Below are 15158 nucleotides of genomic sequence, written 5' to 3' on the forward strand. Positions count from 1 at the left end.
TAGTATCTTATTTTTTTTCTTGAAGAATATGTTGTAAGACAACAGCATTATTGTGCGCTTCATCTTTGGCGGCAAATAACAAAGTAACCACTGGCTCTTTTTTGACAATTTCTTTTAATTGTTTTAAAGCTGGATTGGCGCTAAGTTCTCCTTGATATTTTTTTTCAAATTCAGGAAATTTTTCAACATCGTGGTTAAACCATTTGCGTAAATCTGTCGTTGGACCGATTTCTTTTAGCCATAAATCAAGCTGCGCTTCTTCTTTACTTTTTCCGCGGGGCCAAAGTCGATCGACTAAAATTCGATAGCCGTCGCCATGTTGAGCCGCTTGATAAATCCGTTTGATTTTTAACATGATAATCACCTCTGAATATAGTCTAGCGCAAAAGTAAAAATTTAGCTAAAGGTGGCTATTCGGCGCTTATTTTTCTAATTCTATGCTAAAATAATGGTACGATAAAAAGTAGTAAACAATAAAAAATCGAAAAAAATAATAGGTGAATGATGAAAAAAATAGTAATTCAAGGCGGCCGTCCGCTAAAAGGTGAGCTGACAATTTCTGGGGCTAAAAATTCGGCGGTGGCACTAATTCCAGCAGCTATTTTAGCTGACGATGTAGTGACTTTAGAAGGTGTGCCGGTTATTCAAGATGTCCACTCCCTAATTGAAATTTTAAATATTATGGGGGTCAAGACTAATTTTATTGGTGAAACTTTAACGATTGATTCTCGTCAAATGATTTCCATTCCTATGCCCAGTGGGAAAATTAATTCTTTGCGCGCTTCTTATTATTTTATGGGGGCACTTTTAGGAAGATTTGGCGAAGGGGTGGTGGGTCTTCCCGGGGGATGTTATCTCGGTCCGCGGCCAATTGATTTACATATTAAAGGGTTCAGAGCGCTAGGGGCCACCGTGGATAATGAATTAGGAGCGATGTATTTGCGGACGCCTGCAGGTTTAAATGGCGCGCGAATTTTTTTGGATAATGTGTCTATTGGAGCGACGATTAATATTATGTTTGCTGCTGTGAAAGCACAAGGCGTCACTGTGATTGAAAATGCCGCCAAGGAGCCAGAAATTATTGACGTGGCAACTTTGTTAAATAATATGGGGGCTTCAGTTCGCGGTGCGGGAACAGATGTGATCCGAATTACTGGCGTTTCAAAACTTCACGGAACACATCATGCTATGATTCCTGATCGAATTGAGGCGGGTACTTATTTGGCGATGGCCGCAGCGTGTGGACAGGGGATTCGCCTTAAAAATGTGATTTACGAACACCTCGATAGTTTTATTGCCAAACTCACTGAGATGGGAGTGGATTTGACGATTTCTGAAGACGAAATTTTTGTTAAACAAAGTGATAATTTGCTGCCGGTTAATATTCGCACTGCACCTTATCCAGGTTTTGCGACGGATTTACAGCAACCTATCACCCCTTTATTATTGAAAGCTTCTGGTGAGTCGGAAATTATCGATACTATTTATCCGCAGCGAGTGAATCATGTTCCCGAAATGGTTCGGATGGGAGCAGATATTTCAGTGGAAGGCGCAACCATTGTGATTAATGGACGAAAAGATGTTAAACTTGGCGGCGCTGAAGTTATGGCTAGTGATTTGCGGGCTGGCGCGGGCTTAGTATTGGCCGGCTTAATGGCCAGCGGAGAGACGACTATTTATAATGTCGATTACATTTTACGCGGCTATGATCATTTGATTGAAAAATTAAGAAATTTAGGGGCAGAGATTTCTTTAGTGGAAGAATAAGCTCAGTGCACGTCTAGTTTTTAAGTAGAAATAAAAATAAAAAATAATTAGCAAAAAACGTGGCCCAAGTGCTCGCGTTTTTTTGTTTTTATTGGCAATAAAAAAATTTTTGGTAAAGATAAAGGTTTTGCAGTTTAGTAAGGTTAATTGTTACAAAAAGATTACTAAAGCATTTCAATAACGATTGTTTTATAAAAATTTACGCAAAAAACGTCGACCTGACAAAGTTCCAACAGTGATGCGCTCTGCAAGTTAAATAACAGACGTTGTTTATTTCAGAAATTTTACATTTTAAATTTTGATGTAAAATAACGAGGATATTTCTTTTTTTCTGAGAAATTCGGCGTATTATATTTATTGTAGGGGAAAATCATGTGGGTTACCTTAATAAAAGTACAGCGGAGAGGAAGCTAAAAATGCATAACTGGATTCAAGATGTTCGACAAGGCGATGAAGATGCTTTAGTAGACAATTATCGTAAATATCATCCGTTAGTATTACGTTTGCGCAGTAGTTATTATTTACGTTTTTTTGATTTAGATGATTGGCTGCAAGAAGGATTGATTTTATTTCATCGTTCCGTTATGAACTATGACGATTCTCTGGGCGTGACATTCGGTTTGTATTTTAAAAAAAATTTCACTCGCCATATCATAAGTATTCTACGTAAAGAACAGGCTTTAAAACGGCGCGGTGATCTACAAGCAGCAAGTTTTGAAGCTGAGTTGGAATTAGGAGAGATGAATATGAAAATGAATAATTATCAAAATATTAACGACTATGCCGATATGCTCCATGTTGCTGAACAAGTTCGGAGTTTTTATCAAGTGTTAACCCCAATTGAAATGAAAATTGCTGACTTCCATTTTTCAGGCTTTGATGCACCTGAATTGGCGCTACTCTTTGGTATTACGGATGATGAAGCTAAAAAGAAAATTAAATCAATTCATAAAAAATTTCGGCAGCGGTTACGTGGAGATATTTAAAGAAAGAAGAATTGAAAAAAATTAAAAAAAATAAAAGCAATACGAAAGGAACAAAGCTAAATGACGTTATGGATCGAGGAAATCAAAGCTGGGAACACGGAACTTTTATTAGAAAAATATGTGCAACATTTCACTATTGTTAATCAACTGCGGCGAAGTTTTTACATTCAAGCTTGGGATTATTCAGATTGGCTAGATCAAGGCTTGACCGTTTTTCATGAGTCTATTCAACATTTTTCTGACCAACGAGTCATGAACTTTGAACTTTATTTTGAAAAAAGATTAAAACGAGTTGTGGTCAACCAGTTACGTAATGAAATCATCCAAAATTGGGAAAATGATCAACAATTAGATCTATTTGAAGTAGGAGAAGAGCCAGGATGCGAATCCACCCAGCTGGAACAATGGCCGCAAGAACTCCCGAAAAATTTACATCTTCATCGGATGCTAACAAATTTCGAAAAAAATATTATCGACTTTTATGTAAATGGAGTTCAAGTAGAAAAAATTGCTGCCGCTTTTTCTTGTAAAGAAGAAAAAATCCACGGTGCGCTGCAAAAAATAACTGAGAAATTCAGAAGATTAGACGACTGAAAAATAAGACATACTAAAATAAATAAAGGACAAAAGACTGGTAATAAGTGTAAGTGAAGCAAAAAAAGAGGCATTTTTATGCTTCTTTTTTTTGGTTCAAACGTCAAGGCATTCTTTTTAAAGTGCCAAAAGCTAATCAAGTTTCCTATTTATATAAAACGAATTTTTTTTTGAAAACCTCGTCCTTTTTTTTGCCGTTAAAAGTATGCTATAATCCAAGTAAATCAACAAAATAAAAAAAGATGCCATCGAAATGACATCCTAAATTGTGCTATAAACGCGCCCTGAGGGAATCGAACCCCCGTCGCAAGAACCGGAATCTTACGTGATATCCACTACACTAAGGGCGCAATGCAATATTTACTTTATACTATTTTCGGAAAAAAGACAAGGAAAATTTGAAAAAAATTTTCAAGGAGACGAACATGAGTCAGGAATTGAATTTCAGCCAAAAATTAAAACAAGGCCAAAAACTGGCCATGAATTTACAAATGCAACAATCGATTGCCTTATTGCAAAAAAATCAAGAAGAGCTTACTGATTTTGTAATGGAAAAAGCCAATGAAAATCCGCTGCTGGAAGTTGTGCGGACGATTGGACCAGTACCTGAGTCTGGCAGTAGCGCTGGAACTGGGACTGATTTTCAAACGGTGCCTGATCAATATACTTCTTTATTTGAGTATTTAATTGATCAAGTTCATCTCAATTATCGCGATACACCGATTCGCCGGGCGATGCTTTTTTTAGTGGAATATATTGACTCTAATGGTTATCTGGCCATGACCACCGCTGAGGCGATGGAAAAAACGGGCGCCGATTATTTGGTTGTACTCGATGCTCTAACGCTCTTGCAGCAATTGGATCCGGCCGGAATTGGCGCCCGCAACTTGCAAGAATGTCTAATGTTACAAACCGAGCGCGACCCAGAAGCACCGACGCTTACTTATGTAATTTTAGAAGAATGTTTTGAACAGCTAGCCAGTCGACTTTGGAATGAAATTGCCACCCGCTATAAAATAACTTTAGCCGACGTGCAACAAATTATGGATTACGTCCAAACCTTATCGCCAGCGCCTGGTGCTCACTTTGGTCAAATCGAACGCCTTTTTATCATCCCCGAAATTGAGGTCCAAGTGAAAAATGGTGAATTAAATTTAACTTATTTGCAGACAGGATTGCCGAAATTAAAATTTCAAGAAAATTATTTTAACCAAATGTCTAAAGTCGATGATCCCGAGGTTCAGGAGTACTTAAAAGAAAAAAAGCAAGAATTTCAGTGGCTGAAAAAAACTTTAGACCAAAGAAAAAATACCATTTTTGAAGTAGGACAGGCAATAATTGACTATCAAGCAGACTTTTTCTTAAAAAAAGAGCATCCGTTAAAACCATTGACTTTAAAAATGATTGCCCAAAAAGTAAATCTCCACGAATCTACCATTTCCCGAACTGTAAATGGGAAGTATTTAAAAACGGATTTTGGCATTTTTGAATTGCGGACTTTTTTTGCGTCGGCCATCGCGGGTCAAAGTACGTCCAACCAAGAAATTAAAAAACGTCTGATTGAATTGATTCAACAAGAAGATAAAACTCACCCCCATGCGGATGATAAATTAGCCGAACTTTTTGCCGATGAAGAGGTAAAAATTTCTCGGCGAACCGTCGCTAAATATCGAGAACAGTTAGGAATTCCCACTTCTAGCAAAAGAAAACGGTACGAAACAAAAGCGTAAAATTTTTGGGTGCTTTGCTTGTCAGACAACTCATTTAGTGCTATTATAATAATCGTGAATGGCAGTTGAAAAGTAAATTTTCTAGCAAGTTCACGATTTTTTTTGGGCTTGATGGGTCGTTATCAGTCTTAGTTGGACATAAAGTGCCCAGCAAAGGAGGCTCTTATGGAGCAAGAGTGGAAACTTTTTGAAATGATCGCCCCGGAGCTCACCCGCACAGTGCTGGAGCGTTATACGATTTTACGTAATCTTTATTGGATGCAACCGGTTGGTCGGCGACTTCTCGCTGAAAAAATCGGCGTCACTGAAAGAAGTTTGCGGACCGACACTGACAGTCTTAGACAACACGGACTTTTGACCGTTACTAAGTCGGGGATGCAGTTAACAGATGCTGGGACGAAAGTTTTTCATGGCTTGGAAAATTTGATGGATACCATTGCTGGTCGCAATCAGATGGAACAACGTTTAGAAAAATTTTTCAACATTCAACAATGCGTGATTGTAGCTGGCAATTGTGATACTGAAAAAAAAGTGTTGGCTGAGTTTGGAAAAATGGTCGGACAGTTATTGGACAATCATTTACCTCACAAAGACAACGTGATTGCTGTGATGGGTGGTACAACTATGGCTAGTGTGGCTGAAAATTTGCCAGCATTAGAACATGATCGGCATAATATTTTTGTGCCCGCTCGTGGTGGAATTGGTGAATTAGTCAATATTCAAGCCAATGCCATTTCGTCAGTGATGGCTCAAAAATCTGGTGGCAGTTATCGGGCGCTTTATGTTCCGGAACAAGTCAGTCCAGAAACCGCCGAATCATTAACGAAAGAGCCAACGATTCAATCTGTGTTACAATTGATTGACCAATCCGATGCCGTGATTTATAGTATTGGTAAAGCGATGCATATGGCCGCTAGACGGAAAATGCAGGCGCAAGAACTTTCCATGTTAAAAGCTAAAAACGCCGTTGCCGAATCATTCGGGTATTTTTTCAACGAGCAAGGGGAAGTTGTTTACAAAATTCCTCGTTTAGGATTGCAACTGGAAGACATTCAACGGATCCCTTTAGTGATTGCCGTCGCTGGTGGCAAATCAAAAGGCAAAGCCGTCAAAGCGTATATGAAAAATGCGCCGCACCACACACGCCTCGTCACAGATGTTGCGTGTGCAACAGAGATTTTAAGAGGGGCAACCCTTTAAAATAAAAAAACTTTTTCGATTTTCTAAAGGAGGAAATCTGCACATGACAGTAAAAGTAGGGATTAACGGTTTCGGACGTATTGGACGTTTAGCATTTCGTCGGATTCAAGACGTTGAAGGAATTGAAGTAGTAGCTATCAACGACTTAACGGATACCGCTCAATTAGCACATTTATTAAAATATGATACAACACAAGGTCGTTTCAACGGAACAGTTGAAGTTCACGACGGATTTTTCACAGTAAATGGTAACGACGTAAAAGTTTTAGCTAACGCTAAACCTGAAGAATTACCTTGGGGCGAATTAGGTGTTGATATCGTCTTAGAATGTACTGGTTTCTTTACTTCAAAAGAAAAAGCTGAATTGCATTTAAAAGCTGGCGCAAAACGCGTTGTTATTTCTGCTCCTGGTGGAGACGATGTTCCAACAATCGTTTATAACGTTAACCATGAAATCTTGACTGGTGACGAAACAGTTATCTCTGGTGCTTCATGTACGACTAACTGCTTAGCTCCTATGGCTAAAGTTTTAAATGACGAATTTGGTATCGTTGAAGGTTTAATGACAACAATTCACGCTTATACTGGTGACCAAAATACGTTAGATGCTCCTCATAAAAAAGGCGATCTTCGTCGTGCCCGGGCTGCTGCTCAAAGCATTATCCCTAACACAACTGGTGCTGCTAAAGCAATCGGCTTAGTTATTCCTGAATTAAAAGGTAAATTAGACGGAGCTGCTCAACGTGTTCCTGTTCCAACTGGTTCATTAACTGAATTAGTAACTGTTCTTGAAAAAACAGTAACAGCTGACCAAATCAATGCTGCAATGAAAGCTGCAAGCAATGAATCTTATGGTTACAACGTTGACGAAATCGTTTCTGCTGATATTATCGGCATGACTTACGGTTCATTATTTGACGAAACTTTAACTAAAGTTTTAACCGTTGGCGACAAACAATTAGTTAAAACTGTTGCTTGGTACGATAACGAAATGAGCTATACTGCTCAATTAGTTCGTACTTTGGAATACTTTGCTAAACTATAATATTGATTTTTAGCAACTGTTAAAAATGAAAAGCGGGAAAGAAATTTTTCCCGCTTTTTTAAATATTTTTTTAAATGAATTTTTAAAATGAGGAGGAATTTTTCATGGCAAAAGTAACAGTCAAAGATTTGCAAGAACGCGGCGAAATTAAAGACAAAAAAGTTTTAGTCCGCGTTGATTTTAACGTGCCGGTTAAAGATGGCGTTATTACGAACGATAACCGGATTTCAGCAGCACTACCAACGATTCAATTTATCGTTGATAATGGTGGGAAAGCAATTTTGTTCTCTCATTTAGGTCGAGTAAAAGAAGAAGCGGATAAAGCTGGTAAATCTTTAAAACCTGTCGCAGCTCGTCTTGGCGAGTTACTTGGTAAAGAAGTGACTTTTGTACCTGAAACCCGCGGCAAAGAATTAGAAGACGCCATTGCTAAAATGAACGACGGCGATGTTTTACTTGTTGAAAATACTCGTTTTGAAGATATTGACGGTAAAAAAGAATCGAAAAATGATCCAGAACTTGGCAAATATTGGGCAAGTCTTGGCGATGTTTTTGTTAATGATGCTTTTGGAACGGCACACCGGGCACATGCTTCTAATGTAGGAATCGCAACACATTTACCAAGTGCAGCTGGTTTCTTAATGGAAAAAGAAATTAAATTTATCGGCGAAGCAGTCGACGAACCTAAACGTCCTTTTGTTGCTATCTTAGGTGGCGCAAAAGTTAGTGATAAAATCGGCGTTATCGAAAATTTAATTGCTAAAGCTGACAAAATTTTAATCGGCGGCGGTATGACTTATACTTTCTACAAAGCAAAAGGAATTGAAATTGGTAATTCCCTAGTTGAAGAAGATAAAGTTGAACTAGCTAAAGAAATTATTGAAAAAGCTGGCGACAAATTAATTTTACCTGTTGACTCAATTACAGCTAAAGAATTTTCTAATGATGTACCTAATGAAACGCACCCTTGGGATGTTCCAGCAGGTCAATTAGGATTAGATATTGGACCTGAATCCATTGCTTTATTTGCCCAAGAATTAGATGGCGCAAAAACAGTTGTTTGGAACGGACCAATGGGCGTTTTTGAAATGAGCAACTATGCTCGCGGCACAATTGGTGTTTGCGAAGCGATTGCTAATCTCAAAGATGCGACTACTATTATTGGTGGGGGCGATTCTGCAGCAGCTGCGATTCAATTAGGCTTTGCTGACAAATTCACTCACATTTCTACTGGTGGCGGAGCTTCAATGGAATTACTTGAAGGCAAAACATTACCAGGTCTTGCCGCTATTTCTGATAAATAGGAGGAAAAATCATGCGTAAACCAATTATTGCCGGCAACTGGAAAATGAACAAGACAGTAGCTAGTGCTAAAGAATTTGCTGAAGCTGTAAAAAATAAAATTCCTGCAAGTGATAAAGTTGATTCCGTAATCGGCGCTCCAACTTTATTTTTACAAGAATTAGTTGAAGCTGCTGAAGGCACAGAATTAAAAATTGCCGCTCAAAATTGCTACTGGGAAAATGAAGGAGCATTTACTGGCGAAACATCACCTGCGGCCCTTTCAGATCTTGGGGTGGATTATGTGATTATCGGACATTCTGAACGTCGGGAATATTTCCACGAAACAGATGAAGAAATCAATAAAAAAGCGAAAGCCATTTTCTCAAATGGCATGTTACCAATTATTTGCTGTGGTGAAACATTAGAACAACGTGAAGAAGGCATTACTGCTGACTGGATCGCTGGACAAATTACAGGAGCGTTAAAAGATTTAACTCCTGGACAAGTTTCTTCATTAGTTTTAGCTTATGAACCCATTTGGGCTATCGGTACAGGTAAATCATCAAGCGCTGAAGATGCTGATGAAACTTGTGGCGTTGTTCGTCAAACAGTTGCTAACCTTTATGGTGGCGAAGTGGCTGAAGCAGTCCGGATTCAATACGGCGGTTCAGTAAAACCTGGCAACATAAAAGAATATATGGCCAAAGAAAATATCGACGGCGCTTTAGTCGGTGGCGCTTCTTTAGAAGCTGATTCATTCTTACAATTATTAGACGCAGTCAAATAATCCGCGGGAAAATTTGCTTTTTTAGCCGAAAAAATTTATCATAGTAGTTGAGGGAAACCCCTTAATCATACCAACACTCAAAGGAGAGGTTAAGAATATGTCAATCATTACTGACGTTTACGCACGCGAGATTTTAGACTCTCGTGGCAATCCAACAATTGAAGTAGAAGTTTACACAGAAAGTGGCGCTTTTGGTCGTGGTTTAGTTCCAAGTGGTGCTTCAACTGGTGAATATGAAGCAGTTGAATTGCGCGATGGCGACAAAGCTCGTTACGGCGGCAAAGGGGTTTTAAAAGCAGTTGATAATGTTAATAACATTATTGCTGAAGAAATTATCGGTTACGATGTCCGTGACCAAATGGCTATCGATAAAGCAATGATCGCTTTAGACGGTACACCAAACAAAGGTAAATTAGGAGCTAACGCTATTTTAGGTGTTTCTATTGCCGTAGCTCGCGCTGCTGCTGATTACTTGGATTTGCCATTGTACCATTACTTAGGCGGATTCAATACTAAAGTTTTACCAACACCAATGATGAACATCATCAACGGCGGATCTCATGCTGACAACTCTATTGACTTCCAAGAATTCATGATTATGCCAGTTGGCGCTCCAACTTTCAAAGAAGCTTTGCGGATGGGCGCAGAAGTATTCCACGCTTTAGCAAGCATTTTGAAAGCAAAAGGTTTAGCTACTTCTGTTGGGGACGAAGGTGGGTTTGCACCTAACTTGGGTTCTAACGAAGAAGGATTCGAAGTTATCATCGAAGCTATTGAAAAAGCTGGCTATGTTCCTGGTAAAGACGTTGTTCTTGCTATGGATGCTGCTTCTTCAGAATTCTACGATGCAAAAAAAGGAAAATACGTTTTAGCTGATTCTGGCGAAGGCGAAAAAACTGCCGATGAAATGATCGAATTGTACCAAAGCTTAGTTGAAAAATATCCAATCATCTCGATTGAAGATGGCTTAGATGAAAACGACTGGGAAGGCACGAAGAAATTAACCGAAGTATTGGGCGACAAAATCCAATTAGTCGGCGATGATTTGTTCGTAACTAACACTGAAAAATTAGCAAAAGCAATCGACATGGGCGTTGCTAACTCTATCTTAATCAAAGTAAACCAAATCGGTACTTTGACAGAAACCTTTAACGCTATTGAAATGGCTAAACAAGCAGGCTATACAGCTGTTGTTTCTCACCGTTCTGGCGAAACTGAAGACTCCACCATTGCTGACATTGCTGTAGCAACTAATGCTGGACAAATCAAAACTGGTTCTCTTTCACGGACTGACCGGATTGCTAAATACAATCAATTGTTGAGAATTGAAGACCAATTAGGTGATGTTGCTGAATACCGTGGTTTACAATCTTTCTACAACTTGAAAAACAAATAATCTTTAAACAAAACGAAAGCGTCGCTACTCTTCATTGGGTAGCGACGCTTTTTTCGTATTTTGAATTGTTAAATTAAGCGCAACGGTACTCCGAAAATTACCTCATAAAGATTTTTCCAGTTTAAACATTTTCTTGGTCGTAAATTTAATTTCTTAAGGTAATTGTTGTATGTTCAGAGATATGGTTCATTGACCTTGCCGTTGGTAAATACTCTCTTAATAGACCATTCGTATTCTCGATGAGCTAATTTTTTCTCAATCTTGCCACCTAATAAATATCTAGTTTTTAAATCAGTAAGGGTTAATAAACATGCACCCCCATCTTACTAGCTACGGTATCTGCCTGCCAATGTATGATTTTTAGAACAAGTATCCGAAGCCTCTGACCGTTCATGAATAGTGGGTGTTCCACTTAAAGTTTAAATTTAAGGGATAAAAAAACTGATCAAAATAATGATCAGCTTTAAAATGGTTTGCTAAATATTGATTAATGATCAGAGCTGGGCCTTTTCTTTTCATCTTTACGTCGTTCTTTTAGTTTGGTCTTTTTGACGCGGCCAATGGTTAGAGGGACGGTTTCGTATAAGACGTCAGAATATTCTAGCCCGAACCAATTTTCCGGTTGCATCGTGTGTTCTTTAATGAAGAGTTTGGCTTGCATGACTTGGCGATCCCATTTGCTTAAGACGGTATTGCTGGATAGAGATTCTTTAATCACAACAAATTGGAAATCGCCCACCTCGCGTCCTGGGGTGATGGAATAAGTTTGCGGTTGTTTTGGTAAACGGTGATATTTCATTAAGTCATGGATGATTTGGTGTAAGTAGACATTGACTTCTTGTTTGACGCGGAAGCCTAAAAATAATTTTACTTTGACAATAAAATCGGTGTCCATCATATCAATTTCAAATTCTTGGGTGTAAGGTTCGTCGGTGACCACAACATTGACAAACCAGTAGACTTTCGCCCGTTTCGGCCGTTTATCTAAAATTGAATATAAAAATTGGCGGCCAATATAATCGCCATCCATTTTAGGAACTAGAAAAACGACATTGGTTTGATACATCGGTAAACTTTCATCATCTTTTAATTGTTCCAGTTGTGGAATTTGCCCCCGCAAGTTCATATCAACAGCGGCGCGTTCTTGGATGCGATTGCCCCATTCCCAAACCACCATGAAAAATAAAATTACTAAAGCAATAGCTACGGCAACAAAACCGCCATGGAAAAATTTGGCAACACTGGAAATAAAGAAGACTGATTCGATCACGGCAAAAAATCCGGTAATCAAAAAGGAAATAATTTTTGGTTGACCACTTTTAATTAAGTAGAAAAACAGTAGGAAAGTAGTCATTAACATAGTGACGGTAATGGACAGCCCGTATGCTGCTTCCATCCGGGAACTAGTCCGGAAAGCTACCACAATTAAAGAACAAGCAATCCATAAAATCATATTGATACTTGGAATATACATTTGACCAATGGATGTTCCAGGATACATAATTTTTAAGCGCGGTAAAAGTTTCAGCTTAATTGCTTCAGATACTAAAGTGAACGATCCGGAAAGTAAAGCTTGACTGGCAATTACAGCCGCAACTGTGGCAAAAATAACGCCAAAAATCATAAGATTATTCGGGATAATTTGGAAAAAAGGATTGAGTTGTTCGATTTGTTGTAATTGAGGATTTTGGTAAGCATTCATTAACCAAGCGGCTTGGCCAAAATAATTCAGCATTAAACAAATTTTGACATAAGGCCAGGAGATGCGGATATTTAATTTGCCTACGTGGCCCATATCAGAATACAACGCCTCAGCACCGGTAGTCGCTAGAAAAATATTTCCTAAAATAAAAATGCCTAACTTGTTATCAGGACTGAACAAAACTTTGATGGCGTAGTACGGATTTAAGGCGCGAATGACTGAAAAATCTTGGGCAAAATTTACAAAACCGATAACGCCGATAAAGGTGAACCATAAAAACATCACAGGTCCAAACGCTTTACCCACCATATCCGTGCCAAAGCGTTGCAAGGAAAATAAAATTAGCAAGATGACTAAGGTGATAATCACAATCACATTTTGATTCATGGCAAAGCGATCAAAGAAAGCCGGAATTCCTCGCAGTCCTTCAATGGCGGTGGTGACAGTAACCGCCGGCGTCAACACACCATCGGCCAGTAAAGCCGCGCCACCAATCATGGCGGGGATAATGAGAAACTTTCCACCTTTGCGAACTAAGGTGTATAAAGAAAAAATTCCTCCTTCGCCGTGGTTATCGGCATTTAAAGCAATGGTGACATATTTAATCGTTGTTAAAAGAGTTAAAGTCCAAAAAATTAAAGAGACCGTGCCAATCACAAAATCAGGATCCATTTGAGCTAAGCCGCCATTGCCAGCGACAATCGCCTTCATTACGTATAACGGGCTCGTACCAATATCGCCGTAAACGACGCCCATGGCAATTAAAAGCCCGGCGGCAGTATATTTTTGGCGCACATCTTTTTTCATTTTTTTCCTCCAAGTGTGTGATAATTTACCGCAAATATCTTTTGCAAGCAAATTTCCATTTATTCAAGTGTAGCATGATGCACTTATTTAGGCTAAGAAAGCCAACGAAAGCTATTATCACTAGTTTTCATACTTTTGTCAAATAAATACGCAAAAAAAATAAGATCCCAAAAAATCCGGTGGAAATTGGATTTTTTGGGCTCTATAATTTATTGGACTGATAGAATAAAAATTCTATCGGTCCCTATTTGTATAAAAAAACAAGAAAACATACAAATTTTCCGTTAGAATAGAATCACCATCATCACATTCTGGGGAGGAAAATTTGTATGTTCGAATTAAATGATATCAAAAAATTGCTTAGAATAAAAGACTCAAATATTGAAATTCATAGTGTTGAGGAAGAAAGGGACAAAAAAGGTGGGCATCTCGTCGTCTAGGCTTCTTTAATAAATCAGGTTTCACGCTGTCCTGAGTGTGGTCAGGCGGATAAAAAAACGATTGTTAAAAATGATGGAAAACAGTCTCGAATCCTTTTGAATTCTGCGGGCAACCAGAGGACTTATCTCAATCTCAAGAAACAAAGATATCTCTGTCGCAACTGCCATAGTTATTTTACCGCCAAAACGTACCTAGTGGATCGCTTTTGCTTTATTGCTAAACAAGTATTTTACAAGGCCTTTGAGGAGCTCACTGAAAAAAATACGGCTAAAAATATCGCCAAACATTGTTTTGTTTCCAGTTCTACTTTACAAAAATCAATCGACTTATTAGCTCATGAAATCAACATTAAAAAGAATTGGTTGCCCAAATGTTTACTATTTGACGAATTTCGTTCTTTAACCACTTACAAAGGAAAATTTGCTTTTTCTTGTATGGATGGTGATACGGGCAAACTGTTTGATATTCTTCCTAGCCGCAGAAAGAACGACCTAGTGGATTATTTTATGAGCTTTGATCGACAGGCCCGGCACAGTGTTCGTTACGTGGTGTCGGATATGAATGCCCCGTATCTAAAAGTTGTTAAAATCTGTTTCCCTAACGCTAAGCTTATCATTGACCGATTTCATATTGTCCAGCACATGAACCGTTGCTTTGATAACCTGCGGGTCAGAGTGATGAAAAGCCTCAATCAAAACGATCCCGAACAGGCCAAACAATACCGGCAATTAAAAAAGCTCAATCGTCTCCTTTTAATGAGTCACGATAAATTAGATTTTCAAACATTTAAAAAAAGAGCCAATTTTAGTTGGAGCTACTTAACACAAACCGAAATCGTGGACCGACTTTTAACCATTTCTGAGGATCTTTCCCTGGGCTACAACTACTACCAAGATTTGATTTACGCCTTCAATCATAAGGATGGCGGCGAATTTTATCGTCTTTTAAGTGAGATGCCTGAAGAAATTCCCGCCGAACTACAAATATTAAAACGTACTTTCCGTAAACATGAAGCAGGCATTCGCCTGTCCTTAGAAAAATCCTATTCCAATGCGAAACTAGAAAATATTCACACCCATATAAAAGTCCTCAAAAGAGTCGCTTACGGTTATCGAAACTTCTCCAACATGCGCGCCCGTATCTTCTTAACTAACAACCTTATTTCTATTAAATAAAAAAACAGCCAAAGCAGAAAATACATTCTGCCTTAACTGTTTTAAATAATCCTATCAGTCCGATTTGACATTGAGCCATTTTTTGGGACTTGTTTTGAAGTGTTTTTGACAACCTTTTTAACGGTGTCTCAAGCGCAGCGGTTAGGAGAAAAGATAAAATCATTTAAAATCCAAAAGCGTGATTTTAATGATTTTCCTATTTCTCTACACCGCTAAACGCGCTTTTGACAACCTTTTTGACGGT

Annotated in this window: 11 protein-coding genes, 1 tRNA gene and 1 pseudogene; 10 read left to right on the forward strand and 3 right to left on the reverse strand. The window is 38.6% G+C overall.

Annotated elements, in window-relative coordinates; all coding sequences use genetic code 11:
- Positions 1–7: 7 nt before the first annotated feature.
- Entirely contained in the window at positions 8–355 is a 348-nt protein-coding gene (locus BQ5341_RS05255) for a DUF488 domain-containing protein (protein WP_071130991.1), read from the reverse strand.
- Between the two features lie 149 nt (positions 356–504).
- On the opposite strand from BQ5341_RS05255, the gene murA reads away from it, so the two are divergent.
- The 3 genes from murA (at position 505) to BQ5341_RS05270 (ending at position 3347) form a co-directional block, all read left to right on the forward strand.
- On the forward strand, positions 505–1767 hold the full coding sequence (gene murA, locus BQ5341_RS05260; protein ID WP_071130992.1) for a UDP-N-acetylglucosamine 1-carboxyvinyltransferase: 1263 nt from the start codon (positions 505–507) through the stop codon (positions 1765–1767).
- 416 nt (positions 1768–2183) lie between these two features.
- Positions 2184–2753, forward strand: a complete 570-nt coding sequence (locus BQ5341_RS05265) for an ECF-type sigma factor (RefSeq protein WP_071130993.1) — start codon at positions 2184–2186, stop codon at positions 2751–2753.
- A gap of 60 nt (positions 2754–2813) precedes the next feature.
- Positions 2814–3347, forward strand: coding sequence for a sigma-70 family RNA polymerase sigma factor (locus BQ5341_RS05270; RefSeq protein ID WP_071130994.1), 534 nt, complete (start codon positions 2814–2816; stop codon positions 3345–3347).
- 278 nt (positions 3348–3625) lie between these two features.
- Here the strand turns inward: BQ5341_RS05270 and BQ5341_RS05275 are convergent.
- A tRNA-Arg gene (locus BQ5341_RS05275) sits at positions 3626–3697 on the reverse strand.
- 75 nt (positions 3698–3772) lie between these two features.
- Between BQ5341_RS05275 and rpoN the strand changes: the two genes are divergently transcribed.
- From rpoN to eno, 6 genes are all read left to right on the forward strand, one after another.
- Positions 3773–5077, forward strand: a complete 1305-nt coding sequence (gene rpoN, locus BQ5341_RS05280) for an RNA polymerase factor sigma-54 (RefSeq protein WP_071130995.1) — start codon at positions 3773–3775, stop codon at positions 5075–5077.
- Between the two features lie 165 nt (positions 5078–5242).
- Complete coding sequence (locus BQ5341_RS05285) at positions 5243–6277, forward strand: sugar-binding transcriptional regulator (protein WP_071130996.1); 1035 nt, start codon at positions 5243–5245, stop codon at positions 6275–6277.
- 43 nt (positions 6278–6320) lie between these two features.
- Positions 6321–7322, forward strand: a complete 1002-nt coding sequence (gene gap / locus BQ5341_RS05290) for a type I glyceraldehyde-3-phosphate dehydrogenase (RefSeq protein WP_071130997.1) — start codon at positions 6321–6323, stop codon at positions 7320–7322.
- Positions 7323–7426: 104 nt separating this feature from the next.
- Complete coding sequence (locus BQ5341_RS05295) at positions 7427–8626, forward strand: phosphoglycerate kinase (RefSeq protein ID WP_071130998.1); 1200 nt, start codon at positions 7427–7429, stop codon at positions 8624–8626.
- 11 nt (positions 8627–8637) lie between these two features.
- Complete coding sequence (gene tpiA, locus BQ5341_RS05300) at positions 8638–9393, forward strand: triose-phosphate isomerase (protein ID WP_071130999.1); 756 nt, start codon at positions 8638–8640, stop codon at positions 9391–9393.
- 97 nt (positions 9394–9490) lie between these two features.
- Positions 9491–10789 carry a phosphopyruvate hydratase gene (gene eno, locus BQ5341_RS05305; protein WP_071131000.1) on the forward strand — a complete coding sequence of 433 codons (1299 nt, stop codon included), beginning with the start codon at positions 9491–9493 and terminating at the stop codon, positions 10787–10789.
- Positions 10790–11276: 487 nt separating this feature from the next.
- Here the strand turns inward: eno and BQ5341_RS05310 are convergent, their stop codons facing one another.
- On the reverse strand, positions 11277–13298 hold the full coding sequence (locus BQ5341_RS05310) for a KUP/HAK/KT family potassium transporter (RefSeq protein WP_071131001.1): 2022 nt from the start codon (positions 13296–13298) through the stop codon (positions 11277–11279).
- A gap of 329 nt (positions 13299–13627) precedes the next feature.
- Here BQ5341_RS05310 and BQ5341_RS05315 point away from each other — a divergent pair.
- Positions 13628–14914, forward strand: a pseudogene (locus tag BQ5341_RS05315) (ISL3 family transposase).
- Positions 14915–15158 lie beyond the last annotated feature (244 nt).

It is taken from the genome of Enterococcus timonensis (assembly GCF_900104595.1).
GTDB classification, from domain to species: Bacteria; Bacillota; Bacilli; order Lactobacillales; family Enterococcaceae; genus Enterococcus_J; species Enterococcus_J timonensis.

Bases quoted from the DNA above. Each gene is read 5' to 3' on its own strand.
- BQ5341_RS05255 (WP_071130991.1), bottom strand. From the start codon at position 355: ATGTTAAAAATCAAACGGATTTATCAAGCGGCTCAACATGGCGACGGC.
- murA (WP_071130992.1), top strand. From the start codon at position 505: ATGAAAAAAATAGTAATTCAAGGCGGCCGTCCGCTAAAAGGTGAGCTG.
- BQ5341_RS05265 (WP_071130993.1), top strand. From the start codon at position 2,184: ATGCATAACTGGATTCAAGATGTTCGACAAGGCGATGAAGATGCTTTA.
- BQ5341_RS05270 (WP_071130994.1), top strand. From the start codon at position 2,814: ATGACGTTATGGATCGAGGAAATCAAAGCTGGGAACACGGAACTTTTA.
- rpoN (WP_071130995.1), top strand. From the start codon at position 3,773: ATGAGTCAGGAATTGAATTTCAGCCAAAAATTAAAACAAGGCCAAAAA.
- BQ5341_RS05285 (WP_071130996.1), top strand. From the start codon at position 5,243: ATGGAGCAAGAGTGGAAACTTTTTGAAATGATCGCCCCGGAGCTCACC.
- gap (WP_071130997.1), top strand. From the start codon at position 6,321: ATGACAGTAAAAGTAGGGATTAACGGTTTCGGACGTATTGGACGTTTA.
- BQ5341_RS05295 (WP_071130998.1), top strand. From the start codon at position 7,427: ATGGCAAAAGTAACAGTCAAAGATTTGCAAGAACGCGGCGAAATTAAA.
- tpiA (WP_071130999.1), top strand. From the start codon at position 8,638: ATGCGTAAACCAATTATTGCCGGCAACTGGAAAATGAACAAGACAGTA.
- eno (WP_071131000.1), top strand. From the start codon at position 9,491: ATGTCAATCATTACTGACGTTTACGCACGCGAGATTTTAGACTCTCGT.
- BQ5341_RS05310 (WP_071131001.1), bottom strand. From the start codon at position 13,298: ATGAAAAAAGATGTGCGCCAAAAATATACTGCCGCCGGGCTTTTAATT.